The 21,829-nt window shown below is 62.4% G+C and carries 22 protein-coding genes; 10 read left to right on the top strand and 12 right to left on the bottom strand.

Features of this window, described 5'->3' with window-relative positions:
- Positions 1-341: IS66 family transposase (locus Q319_RS24525; protein ID WP_029482882.1), on the top strand; the 341-nt coding region annotated here is incomplete at its 5' end.
- 75 nt (positions 342-416) lie between these two features.
- Entirely contained in the window at positions 417-1,976 is a 1,560-nt protein-coding gene (locus tag Q319_RS26250; RefSeq protein ID WP_081846028.1) for an HNH endonuclease family protein, read from the top strand.
- Between the two features lie 155 nt (positions 1,977-2,131).
- On the opposite strand, the gene Q319_RS0112745 is transcribed toward Q319_RS26250, so the two are convergent.
- The 3 genes from Q319_RS0112745 to Q319_RS24510 all read right to left on the bottom strand — a co-directional run bounded on the left by Q319_RS0112745 (position 2,132) and on the right by Q319_RS24510 (position 3,744).
- The gene (locus Q319_RS0112745; RefSeq protein ID WP_029482881.1) at positions 2,132-2,890 is read right to left on the bottom strand and encodes a hypothetical protein; all 759 of its coding nucleotides are present in this window, start codon (positions 2,888-2,890) and stop codon (positions 2,132-2,134) included.
- 75 nt (positions 2,891-2,965) lie between these two features.
- Positions 2,966-3,391 carry a type II toxin-antitoxin system VapC family toxin gene (locus tag Q319_RS25565; RefSeq protein ID WP_051655358.1) on the bottom strand — a complete coding sequence of 142 codons (426 nt, stop codon included), beginning with the start codon at positions 3,389-3,391 and terminating at the stop codon, positions 2,966-2,968.
- Positions 3,388-3,744, bottom strand: a complete 357-nt coding sequence (locus tag Q319_RS24510; protein WP_034414951.1) for an AbrB/MazE/SpoVT family DNA-binding domain-containing protein — start codon at positions 3,742-3,744, stop codon at positions 3,388-3,390. Before Q319_RS24510 ends, Q319_RS25565 begins: the two co-directional genes overlap by 4 nt.
- Positions 3,745-3,820: 76 nt before the next feature.
- On the opposite strand from Q319_RS24510, the gene Q319_RS0112730 reads away from it, so the two are divergent.
- Positions 3,821-4,171, top strand: coding sequence for a hypothetical protein (locus tag Q319_RS0112730; protein ID WP_029482879.1), 351 nt, complete (start codon positions 3,821-3,823; stop codon positions 4,169-4,171).
- A 619-nt stretch (positions 4,172-4,790) separates the two neighbouring features.
- On the opposite strand, the gene rny is transcribed toward Q319_RS0112730, so the two are convergent.
- The 8 genes from rny to Q319_RS0112690 form a co-directional block, all read right to left on the bottom strand.
- Complete coding sequence (rny, locus tag Q319_RS0112725; protein ID WP_029482878.1) at positions 4,791-6,491, bottom strand: ribonuclease Y; 1,701 nt, start codon at positions 6,489-6,491, stop codon at positions 4,791-4,793.
- 257 nt (positions 6,492-6,748) lie between these two features.
- Positions 6,749-7,483: a dienelactone hydrolase family protein gene (locus Q319_RS0112720; RefSeq protein WP_081846027.1), complete on the bottom strand. Its 735-nt coding sequence runs from the start codon at positions 7,481-7,483 to the stop codon at positions 6,749-6,751.
- Between the two features lie 76 nt (positions 7,484-7,559).
- Positions 7,560-8,111: a DUF4384 domain-containing protein gene (locus tag Q319_RS25560; protein ID WP_051655356.1), complete on the bottom strand. Its 552-nt coding sequence runs from the start codon at positions 8,109-8,111 to the stop codon at positions 7,560-7,562.
- A 94-nt stretch (positions 8,112-8,205) separates the two neighbouring features.
- Complete coding sequence (gene rplI, locus Q319_RS0112710; protein ID WP_029482875.1) at positions 8,206-8,658, bottom strand: 50S ribosomal protein L9; 453 nt, start codon at positions 8,656-8,658, stop codon at positions 8,206-8,208.
- Positions 8,659-8,672: 14 nt separating this feature from the next.
- Positions 8,673-8,942, bottom strand: coding sequence for a 30S ribosomal protein S18 (gene rpsR, locus Q319_RS0112705; RefSeq protein WP_029477417.1), 270 nt, complete (start codon positions 8,940-8,942; stop codon positions 8,673-8,675).
- Positions 8,943-8,977: 35 nt separating this feature from the next.
- Positions 8,978-9,874, bottom strand: a complete 897-nt coding sequence (locus Q319_RS0112700; protein WP_029482874.1) for a single-stranded DNA-binding protein — start codon at positions 9,872-9,874, stop codon at positions 8,978-8,980.
- Between the two features lie 160 nt (positions 9,875-10,034).
- Positions 10,035-10,343 carry a 30S ribosomal protein S6 gene (gene rpsF / locus Q319_RS0112695; protein WP_029482873.1) on the bottom strand — a complete coding sequence of 103 codons (309 nt, stop codon included), beginning with the start codon at positions 10,341-10,343 and terminating at the stop codon, positions 10,035-10,037.
- A 375-nt stretch (positions 10,344-10,718) separates the two neighbouring features.
- The gene (locus Q319_RS0112690; protein WP_029482872.1) at positions 10,719-12,035 is read right to left on the bottom strand and encodes a S41 family peptidase; all 1,317 of its coding nucleotides are present in this window, start codon (positions 12,033-12,035) and stop codon (positions 10,719-10,721) included.
- A gap of 221 nt (positions 12,036-12,256) precedes the next feature.
- On the opposite strand from Q319_RS0112690, the gene ftsE reads away from it, so the two are divergent.
- From ftsE to Q319_RS0112675, 3 genes are read left to right on the top strand one after another with little or no spacing between them, the layout of a single operon-like run.
- Entirely contained in the window at positions 12,257-12,940 is a 684-nt protein-coding gene (gene ftsE / locus Q319_RS0112685) for a cell division ATP-binding protein FtsE (RefSeq protein ID WP_029482871.1), read from the top strand.
- A gap of 10 nt (positions 12,941-12,950) precedes the next feature.
- Positions 12,951-13,814 (top strand): cell division protein FtsX, encoded by an 864-nt coding sequence (locus Q319_RS0112680; RefSeq protein WP_029482870.1) that lies wholly within the window; start codon positions 12,951-12,953, stop codon positions 13,812-13,814.
- On the top strand, positions 13,814-15,355 hold the full coding sequence (locus Q319_RS0112675; RefSeq protein WP_245619201.1) for a murein hydrolase activator EnvC family protein: 1,542 nt from the start codon (positions 13,814-13,816) through the stop codon (positions 15,353-15,355). The genes Q319_RS0112680 and Q319_RS0112675 overlap by 1 nt, the downstream gene beginning before the upstream one ends.
- A gap of 325 nt (positions 15,356-15,680) precedes the next feature.
- Here the strand turns inward: Q319_RS0112675 and Q319_RS0112670 are convergent, their stop codons facing one another.
- Positions 15,681-16,643, bottom strand: coding sequence for an ArsR/SmtB family transcription factor (locus Q319_RS0112670; RefSeq protein ID WP_029482868.1), 963 nt, complete (start codon positions 16,641-16,643; stop codon positions 15,681-15,683).
- Positions 16,644-17,042: 399 nt separating this feature from the next.
- Here Q319_RS0112670 and Q319_RS0112665 point away from each other — a divergent pair, with 399 nt between their 5' ends.
- The 4 genes from Q319_RS0112665 (at position 17,043) to Q319_RS0112650 (ending at position 21,820) form a co-directional block, all read left to right on the top strand.
- Positions 17,043-18,011 carry an ABC transporter substrate-binding protein gene (locus Q319_RS0112665; RefSeq protein ID WP_029482867.1) on the top strand — a complete coding sequence of 323 codons (969 nt, stop codon included), beginning with the start codon at positions 17,043-17,045 and terminating at the stop codon, positions 18,009-18,011.
- Positions 18,012-18,211: 200 nt separating this feature from the next.
- A complete protein-coding gene (locus Q319_RS0112660) occupies positions 18,212-19,819 on the top strand; it encodes a sugar ABC transporter ATP-binding protein (RefSeq protein WP_245619191.1) in 1,608 nt (535 codons plus the stop codon).
- Positions 19,816-20,823 (top strand): ABC transporter permease subunit, encoded by a 1,008-nt coding sequence (locus tag Q319_RS0112655; RefSeq protein ID WP_034414946.1) that lies wholly within the window; start codon positions 19,816-19,818, stop codon positions 20,821-20,823. Before Q319_RS0112660 ends, Q319_RS0112655 begins: the two co-directional genes overlap by 4 nt.
- A 1-nt stretch (position 20,824) precedes the next feature.
- The gene (locus tag Q319_RS0112650; RefSeq protein WP_029482864.1) at positions 20,825-21,820 is read left to right on the top strand and encodes an ABC transporter permease; all 996 of its coding nucleotides are present in this window, start codon (positions 20,825-20,827) and stop codon (positions 21,818-21,820) included.
- Positions 21,821-21,829: the final 9 nt, after the last annotated feature.

Below are 21,829 nucleotides of genomic sequence, written 5' to 3'. Positions count from 1 at the left end.
ACGCCAATCCTGCCGCGCCCCCAGTGCCAGGCCGCCGGGGAAAACCCAGGCAAACTCCGGGCCGGAATTTGGCCTTGCGGTGTCAGAAGCACCGAGATGCGGTGCTTCTGTTTCTCGAACGGGACGACGTTCCCTTCGACAACAACCAGGCGGAACGGGATATTCGGATGTTCTGTATCAAGCGCAAAGTGTCAGGTGGGTTTCGGTCTCTGACTGGTGGAGCGGCGTTCTGCCGGATTCGCAGCTATATCTCCACACTTCGCAAGCAGGGCATACATGTCTGGCAGGGCCTCGTGAGTGTATTTCGCGGTGACATCCTCATGCCCGACTTCTCGCGCTGAGTAGTTACAAAGTAATCAAAATAATGCTTTTAAATCTGCAAGATTATTGAGTTGTATTGATGAGGGTAGCAATTCATGACTAATAAAGTATTTTTGGACGCTCTTATACCAAGAGAGGATTTCGACGTAGAAAATGAAGCGTCGTCAAGCGGCCTTGGTAGGAGCAAAGATACCGCATCGGTCAGTGATCTAAAATTTGGCGATTTTTTTGTAAGTGTCCTGAGAAAGCCTGATTTTCAAAGAGAGACAAATGAATGGGATGTTGGAAAAGCATATTCGCTGATAACTAGTTTTTTAGATGGAGATTTGATACCAGCTATAAGTCTCTGGAAAAATAAAAGTAATATATTTATTATTGATGGAGCGCATCGTCTGAGCGCGCTAATAGCGTGGGTCAACAACGATTATGGAGATGGTGAGGGTTCTTCTAACTTCTTTGAGGGGAACATTCCAGAGGAAATCCGTCGGGCCGCACAAAAAGCGCGCTTAGAGATAGATGAGAAAATTGGCTCCTATGCCTCTTTGAAGGCAGCCCTATCTAACCCAGGCCAAAGCCATCCCGATACCAAGAGATTGGAGAGAGCTAGAGCTTTAGGACATCTAGCCGTACAGCTTCAGTGGGTTGAGGGAGATTCTTCGAAGGCTGAATCATCATTCTTTACAATTAACCAACAGGGGACGCCTATTAGTGATGCAGAAATAGAACTGTTAAGAAGCAGAAGACGGCCCATTTCTATTTCAGCGCGTGCAATTTTGAGAGGAGGTAGGGGACATAAATACTGGCAAAATCTAGATACTCAAAATCAGTCTAGGATTACTGATGTAAGTTCTAATATACATAATTTGCTGTTTAAGCCAGATTATGCAACCCCTATTCGAACGCTTGATCTACCTGTGGGTGGTAAAACCAATAATCCTCAGATTTTATCTCTAGTCTATCAGGCTGTCAAGATAATTAATTCTGAAGCAACTGATATAGATAAAGATGATAATACAGGTGAAAAAACGCATATAGTATTGAATAGAACAGAAAAAGTTATAAAGAGAATCACGGGGAATTCTCCTAGATCTCTCGGATTACATCCAGCCGTCTATTTTTACTCCAAGAGGGGTGCTTTTAAGACGGCCTCATTCTGGGCGGTCATATTGCTCATAAAGGATATGGAAGAAAGGAAGTTACTCACTAAATTTACTGGGATTAGAGAGGAATTTGAGAGATTCTTGCTAGAATTTGATGGTTTAGATCAGCAAATAGTTCGAAAAAGAAGAACTGCCCTAGCTGCCTATCAGGACATCAAATTAGTATATGAAACTATAATAGATAATTTTATCAGGAGTAAATCCTACGAATCCTTACCATCCTTAGTCAAGAGTTTACCTAATTTTGATTATTTAAGTTTTGAATCTAGAACCCAGAAGGTTGGACAGCCCACCGAATTTAATAAAGATACTAAGAATGAAATATTCATGCGTCAAGCCTTAGTAACCGCAAGAAAATGTCCTATTTGTGGAGGTCTATTACACGTCAACTCTATTTCATTCGATCACTTGATCAGGAAACAAGATGGTGGTAATAGTTCTGCGGATAATGGACAGGCCACACATCCTTATTGCAACACCTCTGTAAAAAAATAAACATCTGTTTCAGCTTCCGCCCCTGCCCACGGTGTTTTTGAAGCCGAAGGGTGGGGGCGTTTTTGTCTGTCGGGAGCCGCTAGTCATAGCTTCTTACGTTGTGGCTTCCCCTGATTAAAGCCCTGCACTGGGTATGCCCCCGCTCCGCTCCAACTTCACGGCACCGTGATTGTCACGCTCTGGCTTCCGCTGCTGCCCACGGCGTTTTTGAACCCGAAGGTCAGCAGGTTGCTGGTCTTGCCGCCCACCGTGGAAATGACCTGCGCGACTTTGTTCTTGCCCAGGTTGTTCTTGCCGCTGCCCCCGATCACGCGCCAGCCCAGCGTGACCCTGTTTGCGCCTTTCTTCAGGAACGGGCGCAGGTTCACATCGCCGTCGCCCAGGATGTAGGCGTAGTATTTCCCGTCCACGGCAACCGTCCACTCGAAGGGGCCAAAAGCGTTGCTGTAACCGAGTTTCACCGTGTACAGGTTCTTGTCGCAGGCCAGATTGTTCGGGGGTGGGGCCGCGAACTTGACCGCCACCTGCCGCTGGTTGGGATAGTTCTTCGGGTCAAACTGAAACAGGGTGGTGGCCCGGCTGCCGTAGAGCATCTTCAGGGTCACCGGAACGCCGTACATGCGGCCCGCGTCCGAGAGTTTCTTGGGCGTCCAGTCCACTTGAATCCGGTTCTGGTCTGTGACGCTGGCGCTCACGCTCTTGCTCGCGGCCTGATACGGCTTGCCCAGATCGATAGCCTTGTCGTTCAGCTTGACGGTCAGGGGGGTCCGGTCCCGGCCTGACCCCACCTGCAACACGTAAGACGGCTTCCCGCACGCGTTGGGACTGACGGGCGTTTCCACCTGCGCGGACGCGACTCCGGCACACAGCGGGGCCAGCAGCAGAACGCGGAGAACAGTGGTGAATTGAGTCATGCCCCACCGTAAACACCGCAGATGAGAGGGGCGACAGAACAGCCTGACTGGCTCCAGCGCTGATGTTCGCCCGGTTTACGGCTTCGGCACCAGCAGCGTCAGCCCCAGGAAGGCCCCAAAATCTCCCGGATTGCGCGTCAGCAGGGCGTCGGCGCGGTGCAGGGCGTGTGCGCCCACCAGAAAGTCGGCCACCACCCGTTTGAGGGTGCTTTGCCGCTTGAGCCGCCGCTGCCCCTGATGAACGGCATTGGCATCGGCGGCGGCCTCCCAGACCGGGGCGGGCATGGCGTAATCCAGACCCAGGCCCGCCACCTTTAAGAAGGCTTCGACACTGGCGCGGCTTTGTCCCGGCGCGGCGCACAGTTCGGTGTAAACCACCCCGCAGACCACAAACGTATCGCCCCGCCCCTGCATCTGCCGGATGCTCTGTAGGTCCCGCTGGCCTTCGGGCGTCCCCAGCCAGAACCCCACGATGATGTTCGTGTCCACGCTGATCTTCACGGCTGGCGCGTGCCGTCCGGGTTCAGGTAGGTGATGCGCTGGCCGGGTTGCGGCATGCTGACTGGCTGGCCCCCGTCCAGACCCTCATTCAGACCCTCATTCTGATCGCGCAGCTCCCGCACCCATTCGGCGGCGGTCTGTCCACCGGGCAGTGTCATGCTGCCAAACCATGCCTGGAGCGGGTCTGCGGCGGGAGCGCTGTTGCAAACGCGCACGCTGCCGTCTTCCAGCACGAATTCCAGCCGGGTGCCTGGCCGGGTTCCCAGGTGGTCTCTAACCACTTTGGGCAGCGTGATCTGTCCCTTGCTGGTCACGGTGCTGTGGACTGTGATTTTGACGGGATGAGAAGTCATCGGTTGCGCCTCCTTACTTCCTCAAGTCTAGCGGTAAGGCGCTCTGCCGATGGTGATTCTCCGCTACCCTGCGCCCATGAACCTCGACGACTACCGCCGCCCCGGCCCGGCCCGCCTCCGCCTGTACCTGTCGCTGCTGCTGATGCTGGTGCTGACCGCCATCCTCGGCAAGAAACGCGACGGCGATCTGGGCACGGTGGAGACCCTGAAACGCAGCTCGTTCGCGCGCATCATGTTCATGGACATCGGCGCACTGAGTACCCTTGGGGCGTTGTATCTGGTCCTGAACGGCAAATCGCGCGTGCGTATTCCGGCGGCGGTGGCCTCGCTGGCGGTGGGCAGCTTCTCCCTTCTCCCCGCCCTGGCCTACGAGGACTGGAAAGCCATGCAAGATGCGGAAGGCGAACACCAGACGGCCAAACGCTAAATCTACCGATGCTGACGGCCCGAAGAGGCAGACAATAAAAAATCCGCCCTTCGCGGACGGTGATAAGAAAAATACAGCGCGGAATGCGCGAATTGTCAATTTCATGCACCGGGCTAAAATTTCCGCGCTGGGAGGGTATTTTCAGCGTGGCCGAGCTAACGTTAGTGTATAGCGGCGGCCCAGTTACCCTTGCGTGCGAGGAAAGGGGGAAAGATGTATTGCGTTGGAAGGCGAACCCCTCAGTCTGCTTCGCAGCCAGCTCCCCTCAAAGGGAGCCAAGAGTGCGCTGCTGGCCGGGCAATGCCACAACTCCTGCCTCCCTTCTAAGGGGAGGTGCCCCGAAGGGGCGGAGGGGTTAAACCGTGGGAGCCACCCCAGAAAACCGTAAAGCAGAAAGGTCAAGTGGGCATAACAATTCCCCAACCCAAACGAAAAAACCCGCCCTCTCGGACGGTGATAAGGCAAATATAGCGTGGAATCCAGCCGCTGTCAACTTTATGCGCCGGGTCTGAAATTCCCCCACTGGGGCGTGCTTTCCCGCCCTACATCCAACCCGAAACTGCATAAAGCGAGGGCGGCCCGCTTTCGCCTGACCGCCCCCATTTTCTCCCATACTGCGTTAGTGCGCCACTTCCACCGCGCGGCTTTCCCGGACCACCGTGACCTGTACCTGCCCTGGATATTCCATGTCCTGCTCGACACGTCCGGCGATCTCGCGGGCCAGCAGAATGGCCTGGGCGTCCGTGACCTTCTCGGGCTGCACGATCACGCGGACCTCGCGCCCGGCCTGGATGGCGTAGGCCTGCTGCACGCCGGGGAACGACACGGCGATCTGCTCCAGTTGCTCCAAGCGGCGCACGTAGGATTCCAGCTCCTCCCGCCGCGCACCGGGCCGGGCCGCGCTGATGGCGTCGGCGGCAGCCACCAGCACGCTGTACAGCGTCTCGCCGTTTTCCGGGTCATGGTGGTGGGCAATCGCGTCGATCACTTCCTGCACCTCGCCAAAGCGCTTGGCAAGGTTGATCCCGATCTCGACGTGCGTGCCGTCGATCTCGCGGTCAATGCTCTTGCCCACGTCGTGCATCAGACCGGCGCGGCGGGCCAGCCCTGCGTCCAGCCCCAGCTCGTCGGCCATGATGCCGGTCAGGTGCGCCACCTGAATGCTGTGCTTCAGGACGTTCTGGCCGTAGCTGGTGCGGAAGTACATGCGCCCCAGCAGTTGCGTCAGCCCCGGCTTGATGCCCATCACCCCTGCCTCGATGGCCGCTTCCTCGCCCTGCGCGTGAATAAAGGTCTTCATCTCGTCCTGCGCCTTATGCACCATCTCCTCGATGCGGGTGGGGTGAATGCGCCCGTCGGCCACCAGCGCGTCCAGCACATGCTTGGCCACCTCGCGCCGCACCGGATTGAAGCTGGACAGAATCACCGCTTCCGGGGTGTCGTCGATGATCAGGTCCACGCCCGTCAGCGCCTCGAAAGCCCGGATGTTGCGGCCCTCGCGCCCGATCAGGCGGCCCTTCATGGCGTCGTTGGGAATGGGCACCACCGACACGCTCAGCGCAGCACTCGTTTCCGATGCGCTGCGCTGGATCGCCTGGGCGATCACATGGCGGGCGTGCCGCTTGGCCTCCGCCGTGGTGCGCTCCTGCATGGCCTTGACCCGGATGGCCTTCTCTTCTTCCAGCTCGTTGTCCAGCCGCCCCATGATCTCGTCGCGCGCGACCTGCGGCGAGAGGTTGGCGACCTCATACAGCCGGAGGTCCACCGCCCGGCCCCGCTCGCTCAGGTCGGCCTCGTGTTCGGCCAGAATGCGCGAGCGCTCCTCCACCCGTTCCTCCAGCGAATCGAGCTTGTCGCCGCGCGCGTCGAGCTGTTCGGCCCGGCGGTTGAGGCGTTCGATCTCCCGTTTCAGCTCCTCGCGCTCGGCCCGCGTCTCCTTGCGGTCTGCGCTCAGGGCCTCGCGGTCACGCGTGACGTCCGCTTTGGCCGCCGTGCGTTCGGCTTCCGCCTGCGTCCTGAGTTTGGCAATGGCCTCGCGCTCTGCGCCAAATTGCGCGCCCAGCGCCGTGACCTGGGCTTCGCGCTCTCCGGCTTCCTGAATCCTTCTTGTGGCGTCCTGTCTGGCCTGGTCGGCCTGCTCCCGCGTTAAACGTGCCTCGGCTTCCGCCGCCGCGCGAATGCGCTCTGCGTCCGTGCGGGCCTCCTGTTGCAGGCGGTCATCGACTGCGGCCCGCTCCCGCAAGCCCCGCGACTGCCCCCCGAGAAACCCTCCGACCAATCCGATCAGGAGCGCCACGATCAACCAGACAATCGTAGGCATATCGCTCCTTGTGGCTCTGTTTCAGGGCACTCTTGACCGCTTATACGGTCCGTCCTGCCCCGCAAAAAAGTGAGAAAAGACGAACGCCGCTCTTGATTCGGACGTTCGCCTCGCAGTCTAGCCCCAAACATGAAGTTTGAAAGCGCTGCCGTTTCCAGAGGGGTGGTTTCCCTGGAAATGCTCTGGGTTGTGGGTGCGTGTCGGGAGGGCGCTGCGGGATGAGATGTAGGGTGAGTTGCGGGGTTTACTGTGGGGGCTTATTTCAGGGTGTCGCCAAAGTAGTCGAGCATCTCGCGCCGGGCGTCCCGGCTGTCAGAGGTGTCGGCGATCTTGCCCTCTTTGAGCAGGAAGCCGTGCGGCGCACCCTGATAGACCGTGAGCTTGAAGTTCTTGTTCGCCGCGTCGAGCTTCTGAGCGTAGGCGTAGATGCCGGCAACCGGGCTGGGCTGGTCCCTGGTGCCGTGCAGGATCAGCATGGGCGCGGTCAGGTCCCCGATAAAGTCGGTGGGCGGCCTGGGTTGCGTGGCCGTGCCGCCCGAGTCGGGGAAGCCGTACCACGCCACGCCCGACTTGAACGCTTTCATCTGCGGCAGCAGCAGCATGGTGTAGCGCCCGCCCGCGCAGAAGCCGGTCAGGCCCACCGCGTTCATGTTCACGTCACCTCGGGCCGCCAGGGTCTTCAGGCCGTCTTCCACCAGCGCCTTCACCGTGGCGTCGCTCGGTCCCTTCTCGAAGGTCTGCCAGCCCAGTGCCAGCGTCACGTAACCTGCCGCCGCCATCTCGTCCACCAGATCCTTGTAGCCCTGTTCCAGCCCGTTGAAGGAATGCAGCAGGATCACGGCGGCCTTCGGCGTGGCGCTGGCGGGCGCGGCCAGATAGCTCTTGTACGCTTTGCCGCCGCTGGTCACGTCCAGTTCTGCGCCTTTCACGGCCTGTCCCAGGGCCAGCGAGGAGAGGGCGAGGGCCGAAAGGGTCAGCATTTTAGTCAACATGGGTGGAACCTCCAATGTCCACTTTAATGGGACACGGGAGGGCGTGCGCTGGGTGGCGATACGGATGAAGGGTTCTTCAGGGGGTGGAGGCAGGCGGAGTACGGACCACCTCGTAAGAGGTGTCGGCAAAAATTCCCTGATAAACGAGATTGAGTTTGGCAGTGAAGGAGCCGTTCAGAATGTCGCCTGGATTGGTGACGGTGGCAAAGCTGTCCTGGTCACTGTCATAACGGCTCAGGCCCGCCTGCTGAGGATCAATGGGTTTCTGACTGGCGTAGGCCAGCAGCTTATGGATTCCCAGCGGCTCAGCGGCAATGACGAAGTACGCAGCGTTCTGCGGTGGAAAGTTCAGTGTCGCGCCGGGCGTCAGCGTGGGCTGTCCATCCGGCAGTCGGTTCGGGTAAATCTGATCGACGCTGCCGTCTGGATTCTGATTGAACAGGGCCACATACCATGTCCCCGAGCCTCCCATCAGGCCCACATTGAATGTCATTTTCTGCCCCACCTGCGGCGAGGCCGGATTGGCTGAAACCTTCAGAACGGGGGTGCTGTCGGCCTGTGGGGTGGGACTGCCGCCGCAGGCCGTCAATGCCAGGGTGACCGATGCCAGAATCGCAAGTTTTCGCATGACGTCACTGTAGGGCAATCCCCGTGTGCGATGAAACGAGAAAGCCCCCACCACAGCGGGCGGGGGCTTTCTCGGAACAGATTCAACTCAGAATTTACTTCTGGCTTTCCTTCTGCGCGTGGACCACCAGTTTCATGGGGATGGTCACTTCGGGGTGGGCGCGGTAGGCGATGTCGTACTCGCCGATTTCCTTGACGGTCTTGGGCATCTCCAGCTTGCGCTTGTCGATGTCGAAGCCGAGCTGGTCCAGCGCGCCCGCCACGTCGGCGTGGGTCACTGCGCCGTAGATCTTGCCTTCACCCGCACGGACGCTCATTTCGATGGCGACTCCGTTCAGGCGGCTGGCGAGGTCCTCGGCGGTGGCTTTTTCCTGGGCCTGAATCTTCTGGCGCGCGCGGATGCGGGCTTCCAGACTCTTCATGTTGGCGGCGGTGGCGCTGGTGGCGATGCCCTGCGGAATCAGCCAGTTGCGGGCGTACCCGTTCTTGACTTCCACAATATCGCCCGTTTTGCCCAGCTTGCCGGGTTCCATCAGAATGACTTGCATATTGGCAGCCCTCCTTACTTCCGAACCAGTTTCTCGGTGTAGGGCAGCAGTGCGAGCTGACGCGCGACCTTGATGGTCTGCGAAATGCGGCGCTGGTGCTTGGCCGAGAGGCCGGTGCGGCGGCGGGGCAAGATCTTGCCGGTGTCAGAGACAAAACGGCGCAGCATCTTCACGTCTTTGTAATCGGTAATTTCAAGTTCCCCGATGGAGAAGGGGTCAACCTTGGGCTTGCGGGGACGTTTCGGCCCCTTGCCACGCGGTTTGCGGTCGCTGGATTGCGTCATGGGTTCCTTGTGCCTGCACGGTTCCTACAAATAGTTCAGAACGGCAGGTCTTCTTCTTCCGGTGGGAAATCGTCGAGACCTTGGTCTATATCTAAGCCGCCCGAACGGTTCCCCGTGTTCGCCGCCTGATTCTGGCTCTGGCCGTAGCCATTGCCCTGGGGGCGCGCCGCACTGCTCGCGGTCTGCGTGCGAGGTCCGGCGGGGGTGGCAGCAGAAGCACCGGCTCCTGCGCCTCGGGACAGAGCTTCGACTCGCGTCGCCTCTACTTTGGTGGAGTTGCGTTTGTTGCCGTCCTTGTCGGTCCAACTTTCGTTGACCAGACGGCCCTTGACCATCACCGGGTCACCCTTACGCAGCTCTTTCATGGCCTCGGCCATTTCGCGCCACAGGGTTACGTCGATCCAGTGGGTCTTTTCCTGCTTGTTCCCAGCGCGGTCATTCCACGTCTCGTTCACGGCCAGGCCGATCCCAAGCACGGCGTCTCCGGCGGGGGTGTAGCGCAGTTCGGGGTCGCGGACGACATTGCCGATCAGTGCCACTTCGTTCATCCCGTTGCCCATGCGAACGCCGCCTCCGGCGTCCTGGATCAGTTCGGGCTGGGCGTCCAGACCTTCCATGCGGAGGGCCTTGACTTTCACTGCGCTGCGTTTGCCGCCTTCCGGGGCGTCCCAGGAGCTGTAATCCAGGGTTCCCTCAACCATCACGGCGTCGCCGCCCTTCAGGTTGCGCTCGGCCTGCCATTCGGCGGGCTTGCCCAGAATAGAAACGCGGTGGTACCACGGCAGGTTCCGCTCACGTCCGTCGGTGCCGACGACGCGGTCTTCTCCGGCCACAGTGGCCTCGAAAACGGCGGTTCCGTTGGGGGTGTAACGCAGTTCGGGGTCGCGGGCGAGTGCGCCCACTAAATACACATGGTTCATGCCTCGGGCCATAACAGTGTTCTCCTTGGTGGCTGGCTGGACGCAGTTTGGCGTCCGTACTGGGGGCTTTAACGTTGCTGGCGGGTGTGGCCCTGTGCGGGTCAACTCAAGAATAACTGAACTCTATGATTACGTCAATAGCATATTTGCATTGGCGCGGTCAAAGGGTGGCTCAAGCCTTCTTGGTCTTCCATTCCGGGCGGTCTTTGACCACCAGGACGCGGCGCACGTGGTCGCGCAGACGCAGGGTGCTGGCGATGTCCTTCTCGGGGTTGCCACCGGCCTTGATGGTGTACATCAGGTAATAGCCCTCGCGGTCCTTCTCGATGGCGTAAGCCAGGCGGCGGTTGCCCACGTCGTCGAGGTTGCTCATCTCGGCCCCGCTGTTCTTCAGCGTGGTCTCGATGTACTCCTTCTCGATTTGCACCTGTTCGGCGCTGAGGTTGGGGTTCAGGATCAGGTTCAGGTCGTACTGGTTCATAATTCACCTCTCTTCACGCCGAATCCGGGCAAGGTCTGGCCTCGCCGCACAGCGCAACTCACCACATTATCAGAGCGGGGTGGGGAGTGCTAGAGGGGGGAAGGGCGGCTGAGAGAAGGGCGAGTTTCAGGATTGCCCTGCCCGTTTGACCCCTCTGCTCCGCAGCTCTACGAGTCCGCCCCTTCGGGGCACCTCCCCTCAGAAGGGAGGCAAGGGCTATTGAATTGCCCTGCCAATCGCGTCTCTCGGCTCCCTTTTGAGTGGAGCTGGCGGCGAAGCCGACTGGCTGGTACAGCTCCGTAGGAGAGGGGTTATTTTTCAACGCCAAAAAAAGCCCCTCCACCCAAACGGGGGAGAGGCTCCGCTTTCATAACCTTACTTCAGGACTTCCAGCGCCTTTCTCAAAATGGCGTCGGTGGGCAGGTCCACCACGGCCTCACCCTGGGTGGCGCTCTTGCTGGGGCGCTTGGCCTCGCCGGTGTAGGTGAACTTGCCATCCTTGTCGGCGGTCACGGTCACGGGCTTGCCGGCCACGGTCAGGGTGATCTTGTCTCCGGCCTTGATGCCGCTGCCCGAGAAGTTGAGTGGCGCGGTATAGCGGGTGTCCTTGACCATGATGTCGGGGGTGATGCCCTTCTTGTGGATCTGGCGGCCCTTGGGGGTCAGCCACTCGTTGGCGACGATGGCGATCTTGCCGCCGTCCGGCAGGTTGACCGGGATCTGGGCCACGCCCTTGCCGAAGGTCTGCTCGCCGATCACCTGGGCGCGGTTTCCGTCCTGCAAGGCACCCGACACCACCTCACTGGCCGAGGCGCTGTTCTTGTTGACCAGTACCACCAGTTTGCCGGTGTAGTCGGTCTTCTGGTTGGTGGCAGTGCCGAACACTTCCGTCTTCTTGTTGCGGTCGCGCAGGCTGACGATCGGGCCACTCTGGAGGAACTGATCGGCCACGTCCACCCCGGCGTTCAGCAGCCCGCCGCCGTTGTCGCGCATGTCCAGGATCAGTTTGGTCACGTTCTTCTTCTTCAGGTCGGCCACGGCGGCGCGGAACTGCTGGCTGACCTTCTCGTTGTAGAAGGTGTTCAGCGCGATGTAGCCGACATTGCCGGGCAGCACGGTGGATTCCACGTCCACGATGGTGACGGGCTGGCGCTCCATCTTGACGGTGTAGGGCTTGCCGTTGCGGGCGAAGGTGATGGTGACGGTGGTGCCCTGCTGGCCGCGCACCAGCCGCACGATCTCATTGAGTTTGCTGGTGATGACCTCGGTGTCGCCCACCTTGACGAACACGTCGCCGATCTGCACGCCCGCGCCGATGGCCGCGCCGGTCTTGAACACGTTGTCGATCTTGCCGCCCGTGCCGTCTGCGTTGGCGGCGATCAGTTGCACGCCGATGCCGAAGAACTTGCCCGCCAGATTTTCCTGGTCGATGGCGGTGTCCTCGGGCTGGCTGTAGTACGTGAACTCGTCGTTCAGGCTGCCCACTGCGCCGTTGATCGCGCCGCGCAGCAATTTCTGCTCGTCAATGGGGTACAGGTAGTACTGCTTGAGGTCGCTGATGACGTTCAGCAGCGTCTTGCCCTCTGCCGAGCTGGTCAGGTTGGCCTGGCTGTAACCGCCGAGCTGGGCGTAGGCGACGGCGGCGGTGGCCGCGAGGGCTGCCCCCACGATGGTCAGGCGTTTGACATTCACCCGCCCAGAATAGTGCGCCCACATGACCGCTTATTGAAACGCAGGTGACAGGCGCGGCTCAGGAAAAGCTCAGGGGATGGGGGTGTGGTGGGTGTCACCCGGCCCAGGCAGGTCGCAATGCTGAGAGCCGACCTGAGGCAACCTTCATGGTCTGGGCTATGCTGGGCGGTGACGATGAGCAGCCACTTCCCTTCCTCTTTCAGTCCTATCAGAGCGGCAGCGTGATCCAGTTTCACAGCGTTACCCTGGCCTATCCCATTACCGGCACGCTGGCGCTGGACGACGTGAGCCTCCAGATCGGCAAGGGGGAATTCGCGTATCTGGTGGGGCATTCCGGGGCGGGCAAGAGCAGTTTCATGAATCTGGTCCTCAAGCGGGCGCTGCCCACACGCGGCGAGGTCCGGGTGGCGGGCATGTCGCTGAAGCACTACCGGGGACGGCGCACCGCGCTGCTGCGCCGCCGCATGGGCACGGTGTTTCAGGACAACCTGCTGCTGGGGCACCTGAACGCCTACGACAACGTGGCCTTTGCGCTGCGGGTCACGGGCGTGCATCAGCGCGAATGGCCGGGGCGGGTCACGGCGGCGCTGCGGACCGTGGGCCTGGAACACAAGAAATACGCCCTGCCGGTACAACTGTCGCAGGGCGAGCAGCAGCGGGTGGCGATTGCGCGGGCCATCGTCAGTGACCCGCCGCTGCTGCTGGCCGACGAACCCACCGGCAACCTGGACCCCGAGAACAGCCGCGAAGTGCTGAAGGTGCTGCAAAACGTCAACCTGCGCGGCACCACGGTGGTGGTGGCCACCCACGCCCGCGATCTGGTGGAAAGCTACCGCCACCGCACCCTGACGCTGCGCAAGGGCAAGCTGGTGCGGGACGATCCCTACGGCGGCTACGCGCTGTGAGCGGGCGCTTGTGATCTACCACCTCCGTCAGGCGCTGCTGGCGATGCGCGGCAATTTCACGGCCACGCTGGCGACGCTGGTGACCATGACCCTGACCCTGCTGATGCTGGGCTTCGTGCTGCTGCTGACCCTGAACGTGGACCGCACGCTGGAGCAACTGGAATCGCAGGTGGAGGTGGCCGCCTTCCTGACCCCCGACGCCGACGACGCCGTGCTGCTGGCCCAGGCGCGGGCGCTGCCGCAGGTGCGCGAGGCCCGGCTGGTGACCAGCGCGCAAGTGCTGGAGGAGATGAGTCAGGTTTCCCCGGCCACCCGCGACGCGGCGGGTCTGGTGGGCAACCCCTTTCCTGACACCTTACGGATGAAGGTCAGCCGGGTGGAGGACTCGCGCACGGTGGCGAATACCGTCTCGGCCCTGAGCGGCGTGGACGGCGTGGAGTACGGTGCGGGCTACGTGGACCCCACCGTCAAGACCCTGACCGCCGTGCGCGGCGCGGGGTACGCGCTGGTGGGGCTGCTGCTGCTGGGTACGCTGTTCAACATCCTGAACGCGGTGCGGGTGGCGATGTACGCCCGCCGCGACGAGATCAGCGTGATGCGCCTGCTGGGGGCCACCCGCGCCTTTATCCGTATGCCGCACGTCATCGAGGGCCTGATCGTGGGGGTGCTGGCCGCCGCGCTGGCGCTGGCCCTGCTGACGCCCGCGTACCTGGGACTGGCCGGGCGCGTGCGCGAACTGGCCCCGGTGCTTCCGGTGGTCACCGACTGGAACACGCTACTGCCGGTGTTGGGCGGTGTGGCGGCCCTGGGCATCCTGATCGGCTTCGTGGGCAGCCTGTTCGCCAGTCGCCGCTACCTGCGGGAGCTGGAGTAGTGGCCCGAGGCGTCGGGGGCGTGCGGCGCGTCGGCCTGCTCATTCTGCTGAGCGCGTTGCTGCTGGGACAGGGTGCGGGCGGACAGACCACTTCCCAGAAGTTGCAGCAGCTTCAGCAGGAACTCCAGCAGCAAAAGCAGCTCAGCGCGGCGCAGGCAGGGGAACTGAACCGCATCCGCCGAAACATCCAGAACCTCAACGCGCAACAAAAGGAGGCGCTGGCCCGGCTGGACGCGCTGGCGGCCCAGGTCTCGGACCTGGAAAACGAGCTGGCGGTCCTGAACACCCGCACCGCGCTGGCCGAGCGGCAACTGGCCGACACCCGGTCGCAACTGGGCGTGACCACCACCCGCGTCGAGCGCCTGAAGGGTGACGTGCGCGAAATCCTGAATCTCCAGTACCGCAGCCGCAGCAACGATTACCTGGGGCTGCTGTCGCAGTCGCGCAGCCTCTCGGACCTGCTGATCCGGCTGCGTTACGCCAACATGGCCGGGCAGTACAACAACCGCATCATCCAGAACCTGAAGGGCGAGGTGGCGACGCTGGATGAGCAGCAGGCGCAGCAGGCGCGGCAGGCGCAGACCCTCAAGGACATCGGGGCGCAGCGCAACGCCGCCCTGGGCCGCCTGAAGTCGCGCCGGGGCGAGCAGAACACCCTGCTGGCCAGTCTGCGCGACAGCGAACAGGGGGCGCGTGCCCTGGCGGCGCAGCGGCAGGCGGACCGCGTCCTGACTGCCCGCACCATCGACGGCCTGATCACCCAGGTCACGGCAGAGAAAGTGCGGATCGAGGCCGAACGCCAGCGCCGCCTGGAAGAGGAACGCAAACGCCGCGAGGCCGAGGCCCTGCGGATTCGCGTGGCCCAGGAACGCGCCCGCCAGGAGGCCATCCGGCTGGCGGCGATCCGCGCCGAGCAGGAACGCATTGCCCGTGAGCAGGCGGCCCAGCGCGCCCGCGAGGCCGCCGAACGTGCCCGTCAGGTGGCCCAGGCGCAGGCCCGGCAGCAGGCGGCGGCCCAGGCCCGCGCGCAGGCTGCCCGCGAGGCCCAGCAGCGGGCCGTGCGCGAACAGCAGCAGCGCGCCCGTGAGCAGCAGCTCCAGCGTGAGCAGGCGGCCTTGCAGCAACGCAGCCAGCAGGTTCAGGCCGCGCAGGAGCGGGTGGCCCAGGAGTTGCGGCCCCTGCCTGCCTCGAACGGTCCGCTGGGGTTTCCGCTGCCGGGGGGGCAGGTCAGCGCCCCCTATGGCACGGGCGGCTCACCGTGGGTGGTGCTGTCCGCGTCCGACGGCTCGCAGGCGGTGGCCGCGCTGGAGGGCAACGTGCTGGCGGTGACGTATTACGCCTCACTGGGCTGGGTGGTACTGGTGGACCATTCCAGCGCCATCAGCGCATATTTTGGCCTGAATGAGCCGCTGGTCAGTGTGGGCACCCGCGTCTCTCTGGGCACGCCGCTGGGCACCGTGGGCGGCTCGCAGATCATCGGGCCGCAGCGCATGGCCTTCCAGTACCGTCTGGGCGGCGCGTCGGTGAATCCGGGATTTTAGGGGGGGAAGACTGCGGGGGTTTCAGGTTGAGTCAGGTTGAGGTGTCGTTCCGGCAGCCCCACCCCCCGGCCCCCTACCCCAGTGGGGCAGGGGGAGCAGGCGTTGCACTGGGCACGAATTTACGGGCGTTATGGGCGGGAAAGGGCGGCGGCGTTCCTGCTCGGATGCCCGGCTCCGTCACGCTGCGTGCGGCCCGTCCGCTGCGCGCCCGACGGCCTTCGGTTGCTGATTCGTTGAGGGGAGTTAGGTCCTGCTGCTGGGTCCTCTAACCTGCGCGGTAAGCTGAGATTGATACAGCTCCACGGGAGAGGGGGACGCGCAGACCCTACTTGATCACGTAGGGGCGCTCGCCCTCGCGGAATTCGTACCACAGGCGCATCAGCAGGTCCTGTTCGTTGTTGCCGAACTTGTGGCCGAACAGGTTGACGCCGCCCTTGTAGCGCGCGTCGTCCTTGACCCCCACCCGCACCTGAATCTGGGGCTGGTCACCCAGTTTGAGCTGCTTGATGGACGTGTCGCCCACCTGCTTCCCGTCGATGAAAGTGCCCTCGTGGTTGATCTTGAAGCGCTTGAGCAGGCCGTGCTGGGTGTGGTTGATCGGCCACCACAGCGGGGTGTGCCGCCCGCGCACACCGCCGAAATCCGCCGGGCTGGTCCAGGTGCCGATCTCGGTGTCGTTGACCCAGACCGTGATGTCCGAGGGCCAGTCGGGATCATGTTCGGGGGCCTCGGAACACAGTTCCACCGACAGTTCCAGTTCGCTGGCCTCCGCGCCGTGCGGCAGGTTGTTGGGAAAGTCGTAGCCCAGCGTGCCGTGCCGGAACCAGATGATCTGGGCAAACACATGCTCCGGCTCGAAAAAGGAGCGGGGATCGTCCACCATCCCGATCAGTTTGGATTCGGTGGCCAGCCCGCAGGTGGAAGTGACGTCCGAGCGGCGGTAATTGCCGATGGGCATGGAAATTTCTACCACGTTGGGCTGGGCGCTGACCGCCGCGCCGGGCAGCTTGATCAGGATTTCCTCGTAGCGTTTGCTGATCAGCTTCTGCCGCCCGCGTGTGCCGGGCATGTACTGCACTTCCAGCAGCCCGGCCTCTTCCAGCAGTTTGAGGTTGAAATTGACCGTCGAGTGCGGCAGTCCCATCGCGGCGGTCAGTTCACTGACATTCATGGGGCTGTGCGACAGCAGGCTGAGCATCGACAGGCGGGTCTCACTGTTGACGGCGTGGACCACGGCCAGCGCCCGCTGTCCTTCCGCGATCAGGGTCCGGTTTCCGGCAATTGGCATTTCACTCCTTGAAGCCTCCCAGGGAAATTCGGGGGGGGGCATTGCCACCAAACCTACAAGTTTAGTGGTGGGATTGCAAGAGCAGGCTGAAGTCACACGGAGCGAAGCATTCCTGTGTAGCCATATAGCCTGCTGGACAGGAAATAACGGATTTTGAAAGGGCTGGAGAGGGGTGTGCCAAACCTCCCAACACCTCATAAAATCCACTTTGTGTCGAAAAAAGTTGACATCAAGACTTTGTATTGGTAGCTTTGTCTCGCACACTCTCCCCGAATACAGCACAGCCCCCGCACAGGCGGGGCAGACCGCGATGGTCCCTTCCCTCATCCGGGCATCAAACACATCTTCATTGCCATGACGGTGTCCGATTTCAAGATCCACTCTTCTGGAGGAACAGACATGAAAAAAACCGTCACTTTTGGAATGCTGGCCATCGCGCTGGTCACTGGCAGCGTGCTGGCCCAGGCCGCGCTGCCCAAACTCCCTGTCAAGGCCACCTACCGCGTGGGCTTCGCGCAGACCGAGAGCAACAACCCCTGGCGTCTGGCCCAGACCAAGAGCATGCAGGACGAGGCCAAGAAGCTAGGCTATCAGCTCGTCTACACCGACGCTGCCGGCTCCACCGCCAAGCAGGTCGCCGACGTCCGCAGCATGATCGCGCAGAAAGTGGACGTCATTTTCCTGTCCCCCCGTGAAGACAAGCCGCTGGCCCCCGTGGTGGCCGAGGCCCGCAAGGCCGGGATTCCCGTGATCCTGCTGGACCGCAACATCGATCCCAAGCTGGCCAAGGCCGGAACCGACTACGTGACCTTTATCGGCTCGGACTTCATCGAGGAAGGCAAGCGCGTGGGCGAGTGGCTGGTCAAGAACGCGGGCGGCAAGATGAACATCATCGAGCTGGAAGGCACCACCGGGGCCAGCCCCGCCAACGACCGCAAGAAGGGCTTCGACGACGTGATCGCCAAGAACCCCAAGTTCAAGATCGTGGCCAGCCAGACCGGCGACTTCTCGCGCGACAAGGGCCGTCAGGTGGCCGAAACGCTGCTCCAGGCCCACCCCGAAGCCAACGTGATCTACGCCCACAACGACGAGATGGCCATCGGCGCGGTCTCGGCCATTCAGGCGGCGGGCAAGGTCCCCGGCAAGGACATCCTGGTGCTGTCCATCGACGGCGGCAGGGAAGCCGTGCAGATGGTGGTCGACGGCAAGATCAACTACGTCGTGGAGTGCAACCCGCGCTTCGGCCCCAAGGCGTTTGCCACCCTCAAGAACTACGCCGCAGGCAAGAAGCTCCCCGCCAAGATCATCAACGAGGACCGCGACTACACCCCACAGAACGCCAAGGCCGGGCTGGCAGGCGCGTACTAAGCCCCCCCATTTCTAACCACGCCGTTTGACCCGTTCGGCCCCGCTTCCGCGTCACGCCCAGTCAGCGTGACGCGGTTTTGATGTCCGGGGGCGTCACAATGCAGTTCACCAACGCAACTCATCAGCGCAGTTCACCAGCGCAGTTCATCAGTGCAGTTCACCGATGCCGAATCTCTCGCCCAGTTCAAGGAGTCACGCTTTTGACCACTCCCCCTTCTTCCAGCGCCAGTCCTTCCAGCGCCAGTCCGCCCCATTCGGCCCCTTCCGGCGCTCAGCCCCTGCTGGATATGCAGGACATTCAAAAAAGTTTCGCGGGCGTCGTGGCGCTTGCTCACGCATCCATGACCGTGGGGGCGGGCGAGGTCCATGCATTGATCGGCCAGAACGGCGCGGGCAAAAGCACCATGATCAAGGTGCTGACCGGCGCGTACCGGCGCGACGGCGGCACCATCACCTTTGGTGGCGGCCCGGTGGAATTCACCTCGCCGCTGGCCGCGCAACTGGGCGGCATCGCCACCATCTACCAGGAGGTCAATCTGATCGCCCTGCGCTCGGTGGCCGAGAACATCTTTCTGGGCCGTGAACCCAGGAAATGGGGCCTGATCCAGTGGCCTGTGATGAATGCCGAGGCCACCCGCCTGCTCAAGGAACTGGGCATCAGTCTGGACGTGACGCAGCCGCTGGGCACCTTCAGCACGGCGATTCAGCAGATGGTGGCGCTGGCCCGCGCGGTGTCCATCAACGCCCGACTGGTGATCATGGACGAGCCGACCAGCAGCCTCAACGAGCGTGAGGTGGACACGCTGTTCGGCGTGATTCGCGGCCTCAAGGACCGGGGCGTTTCCGTGATCTTCGTCTCCCACCGCCTGGACGAGCTGTACGCCGTGTGTGACCGCATTACCGTGATGCGTGACGGGCGCACCGTGTACGCCGGAAACATGGCCGACATCAGCCGCCTGCAACTGGTGGAGCAGATGCTGGGCCGCGAGATTAAAAACGAGGGTGCGCAGACTGGCTTCGTCAAATCCGGCGCGGGCAAGGCGGGAGAGCCGCTGCTGAAAGCCGAGGGCATTCGCCTGGGCCAGAGGCTCACGGGCGCGTCGGTGGCCGTGCGGCAGGGCGAGGTGGTGGGTCTGGCCGGGCTGCTGGGATCGGGGCGCAGCGAACTGGCGCGCGTGATCTTTGGCGCGGACACCCCGGATGCGGGCGAGGTGACGCTGGACGGCAAACCCGCCCATTTCCGCACCCCCGCCGAGGCCATCCGCGCGGGCCTGGGCTTTTGCAGCGAGGACCGCAAGGCCGAGGGCATCATCCCCGAACTCAGCGTGCGCGAGAACCTGACGCTGGCGCTGCTGCCGCGTCTGGCGCGGGCCGGGGTGGTGGACACCGCCCGCCAGAGCGAGATCGTGGACCGCTTCGTGGCGCAACTGGGCATCAAGACCAGCAATCCCGATCAGCCCATCCGTGAGCTGTCGGGAGGCAACCAGCAGAAGGTGCTGCTGGCGCGCTGGCTGGCCACCGATCCCCGCCTGCTGATTCTGGACGAACCCACGCGCGGCATCGACGTGGGCGCGAAGGCCGAGATTCAGCGGCTGATCGGCGAACTGGCCCGTGACGGTCTGGGCGTGCTGATGATTTCCAGCGAACTGGAAGAACTGATCGAGGGCTGCCATGAAGTCACGGTGCTGCACGACGGGCATTCGGTGGCGCGGCTGTCGGGCGACAGGATCACCGAGCCGGAACTGCTGCACGCGATGGCGCAGGGTGCAGAGGCGCAGGACATTCCCGCCCCGCAGGTGCGCCTGTGAGCGGCGCGGCTTCCAGCGTCCGCCCGCCGCGCTCCGGCGGCGGCTGGCAGACCTTTGTGTCAGACCTGAAACAGGTGCGGGCCAGCATCCTGATCCTGCTGGCGCTGCTGATCTTCAACGCGCTGTTCACGCCGTATTTCCTGAGCGTGCAGACCCTCAACGTCAACCTGACTCAGGTGGCGACCATCATCATCGTGGCGATGGGCATGACGCTGGTGATTGCCACCGGGGGCGTGGACCTGTCTGTCGGCTCTTTAATGGCGATCAGTGGCGTGCTGGCCCCGCTCATTTTCCTGAATGCTGCTTTCGCGAATGCCCAGTGGCTGGGAATCACGCTGGCCTTTATCGTGCCGGTGCTGGTGGCCGGGGCTTTTGGCGTGCTGAACGGCCTCTTCGTCACCCGGTTGAAATTGCAGCCGATTGTCGCCACACTCGTCCTGTATATCGCCGGGCGCGGCATCGCGCAGGTCATCACCAATGGGCAGCTCCAGAGCTTCAGCACCCCCGGTTTCTCGTACATCGGGCTGGGGCGGCCCTTCGGCATTCCATTCCAGGTGATCCTGATGCTGGTGATCGTGGCACTCACTTACTGGGTGGTGCGGCGCACGGTGTTCGGGCGTTCGGTGCTGGCGGTGGGCGGCAACGAGACGGCGGCGGGGCTGTCTGGCATTCCGGTGGCGCGGGTCAAGGTGGCGGTGTACGCCATTACCGGGCTGCTGGCTGGGATCGCCGGACTGATCGTCATTGCCATCAATTCCAGCAGCGACGCCAATCAGGTGGGGCAGAACATGGAGCTGGACGCCATCGCGGCGGTGGCGGTGGGCGGCACGCTGCTCTCTGGAGGCCGCGCGCAGGTGCTGGGCACGCTGTTCGGGGCGCTGATCATTCAACTGATCCGCTACACGCTGCTGGCCAGGGGCGTGCCGGACGCCGCCGCGCTGGTGGTCAAGGCCGCCATCATCATCGTCGCGGTGGCCCTGCAACAGCGCCGCCGGAGGGAATAGCATGCTGAACACCAACCTCACCCGTGATCCCCGCCGCGCCCGGCTGATCAGCCTGCTGGGCCAGTATGGCGTGCTGGCGGCCTTCATCCTGCTGATCATCTTCGGGGCGCTGCGCTACACCGGCTTTATGAGCGAGTACAACTTCTCCACCTTCCTGCGTTACAACGCCATGTTCGGGCTGATCTCGCTGGGCATGTGCTTCGTGATCATCACCGGGGGCATCGACCTGTCGGTGGGCAGTGTGGTGGCGATGAGTAGCGTGGTGGCCGCGCTGCTCAGCCCTTATGGGGTAATCGTGGCCGTGCTGGGCGCAGTGGTAGCAGGGGCGTTGGTGGGCGTGATCAATGGCCTGATCATCACGCGCCTGAACATCCAGCCGTTTATCGTCACGCTGGCGACACTGCTGGGGGCGCGGGGCGTGGCGCTGCTGATGGCGCGAAACCAGGGGGGCGTGGGCATAGACCTGAACAACACGGCGCTGACGTGGCTGGGGCAGGGCGATCTGCTGCGGCTGCCGGTGCCGGGGGTCATTCTGCTGATCGCCTTTATCGCGGGCGGAATAGCGCTGCGTTACTCGCCGTTCGGGCGGCACGCACTGGCCGTCGGCGGCGGCGAGGATGCCAGCAAGCTGATGGGCCTGAACGTGAACCGTGTCCTGCTGGGCGTGTACGTGCTGTCGGGCGCGCTGGCTGGGCTGGCCGGAATGATCCTGGCGGCGCAACTGGGCGCGGGGCAGCCCACCGAGGGCCTGGGCTGGGAACTGTCGGCCATCGCGGCGGTGGTGGTGGGCGGTACGCTGCTCACGGGCGGCACCGGCAGCGTGTGGTCCACGCTGGTGGGCGCGCTCCTGCTGGGATTGATCTTCAACATCCTGAACTTCGAGAACGGCAAGGGCATCATCTCGCTGTCGCCGTACTGGCAAAGTGTGATCCGTGGCGGTTTCCTGCTGCTGGTGGTGGTGATCCAGAGCCGGACGGGGCGCAGTGGGAAAGCCTAGCGGCAGATG

Origin of the sequence: Deinococcus marmoris DSM 12784 (assembly GCF_000701405.1) — a bacterium.
GTDB lineage: Bacteria > Deinococcota > Deinococci > Deinococcales > Deinococcaceae > Deinococcus > Deinococcus marmoris.
Note: the sequence above shows the minus strand (reverse complement) of the source record. Positions and strands in the feature narration are given on the sequence as shown.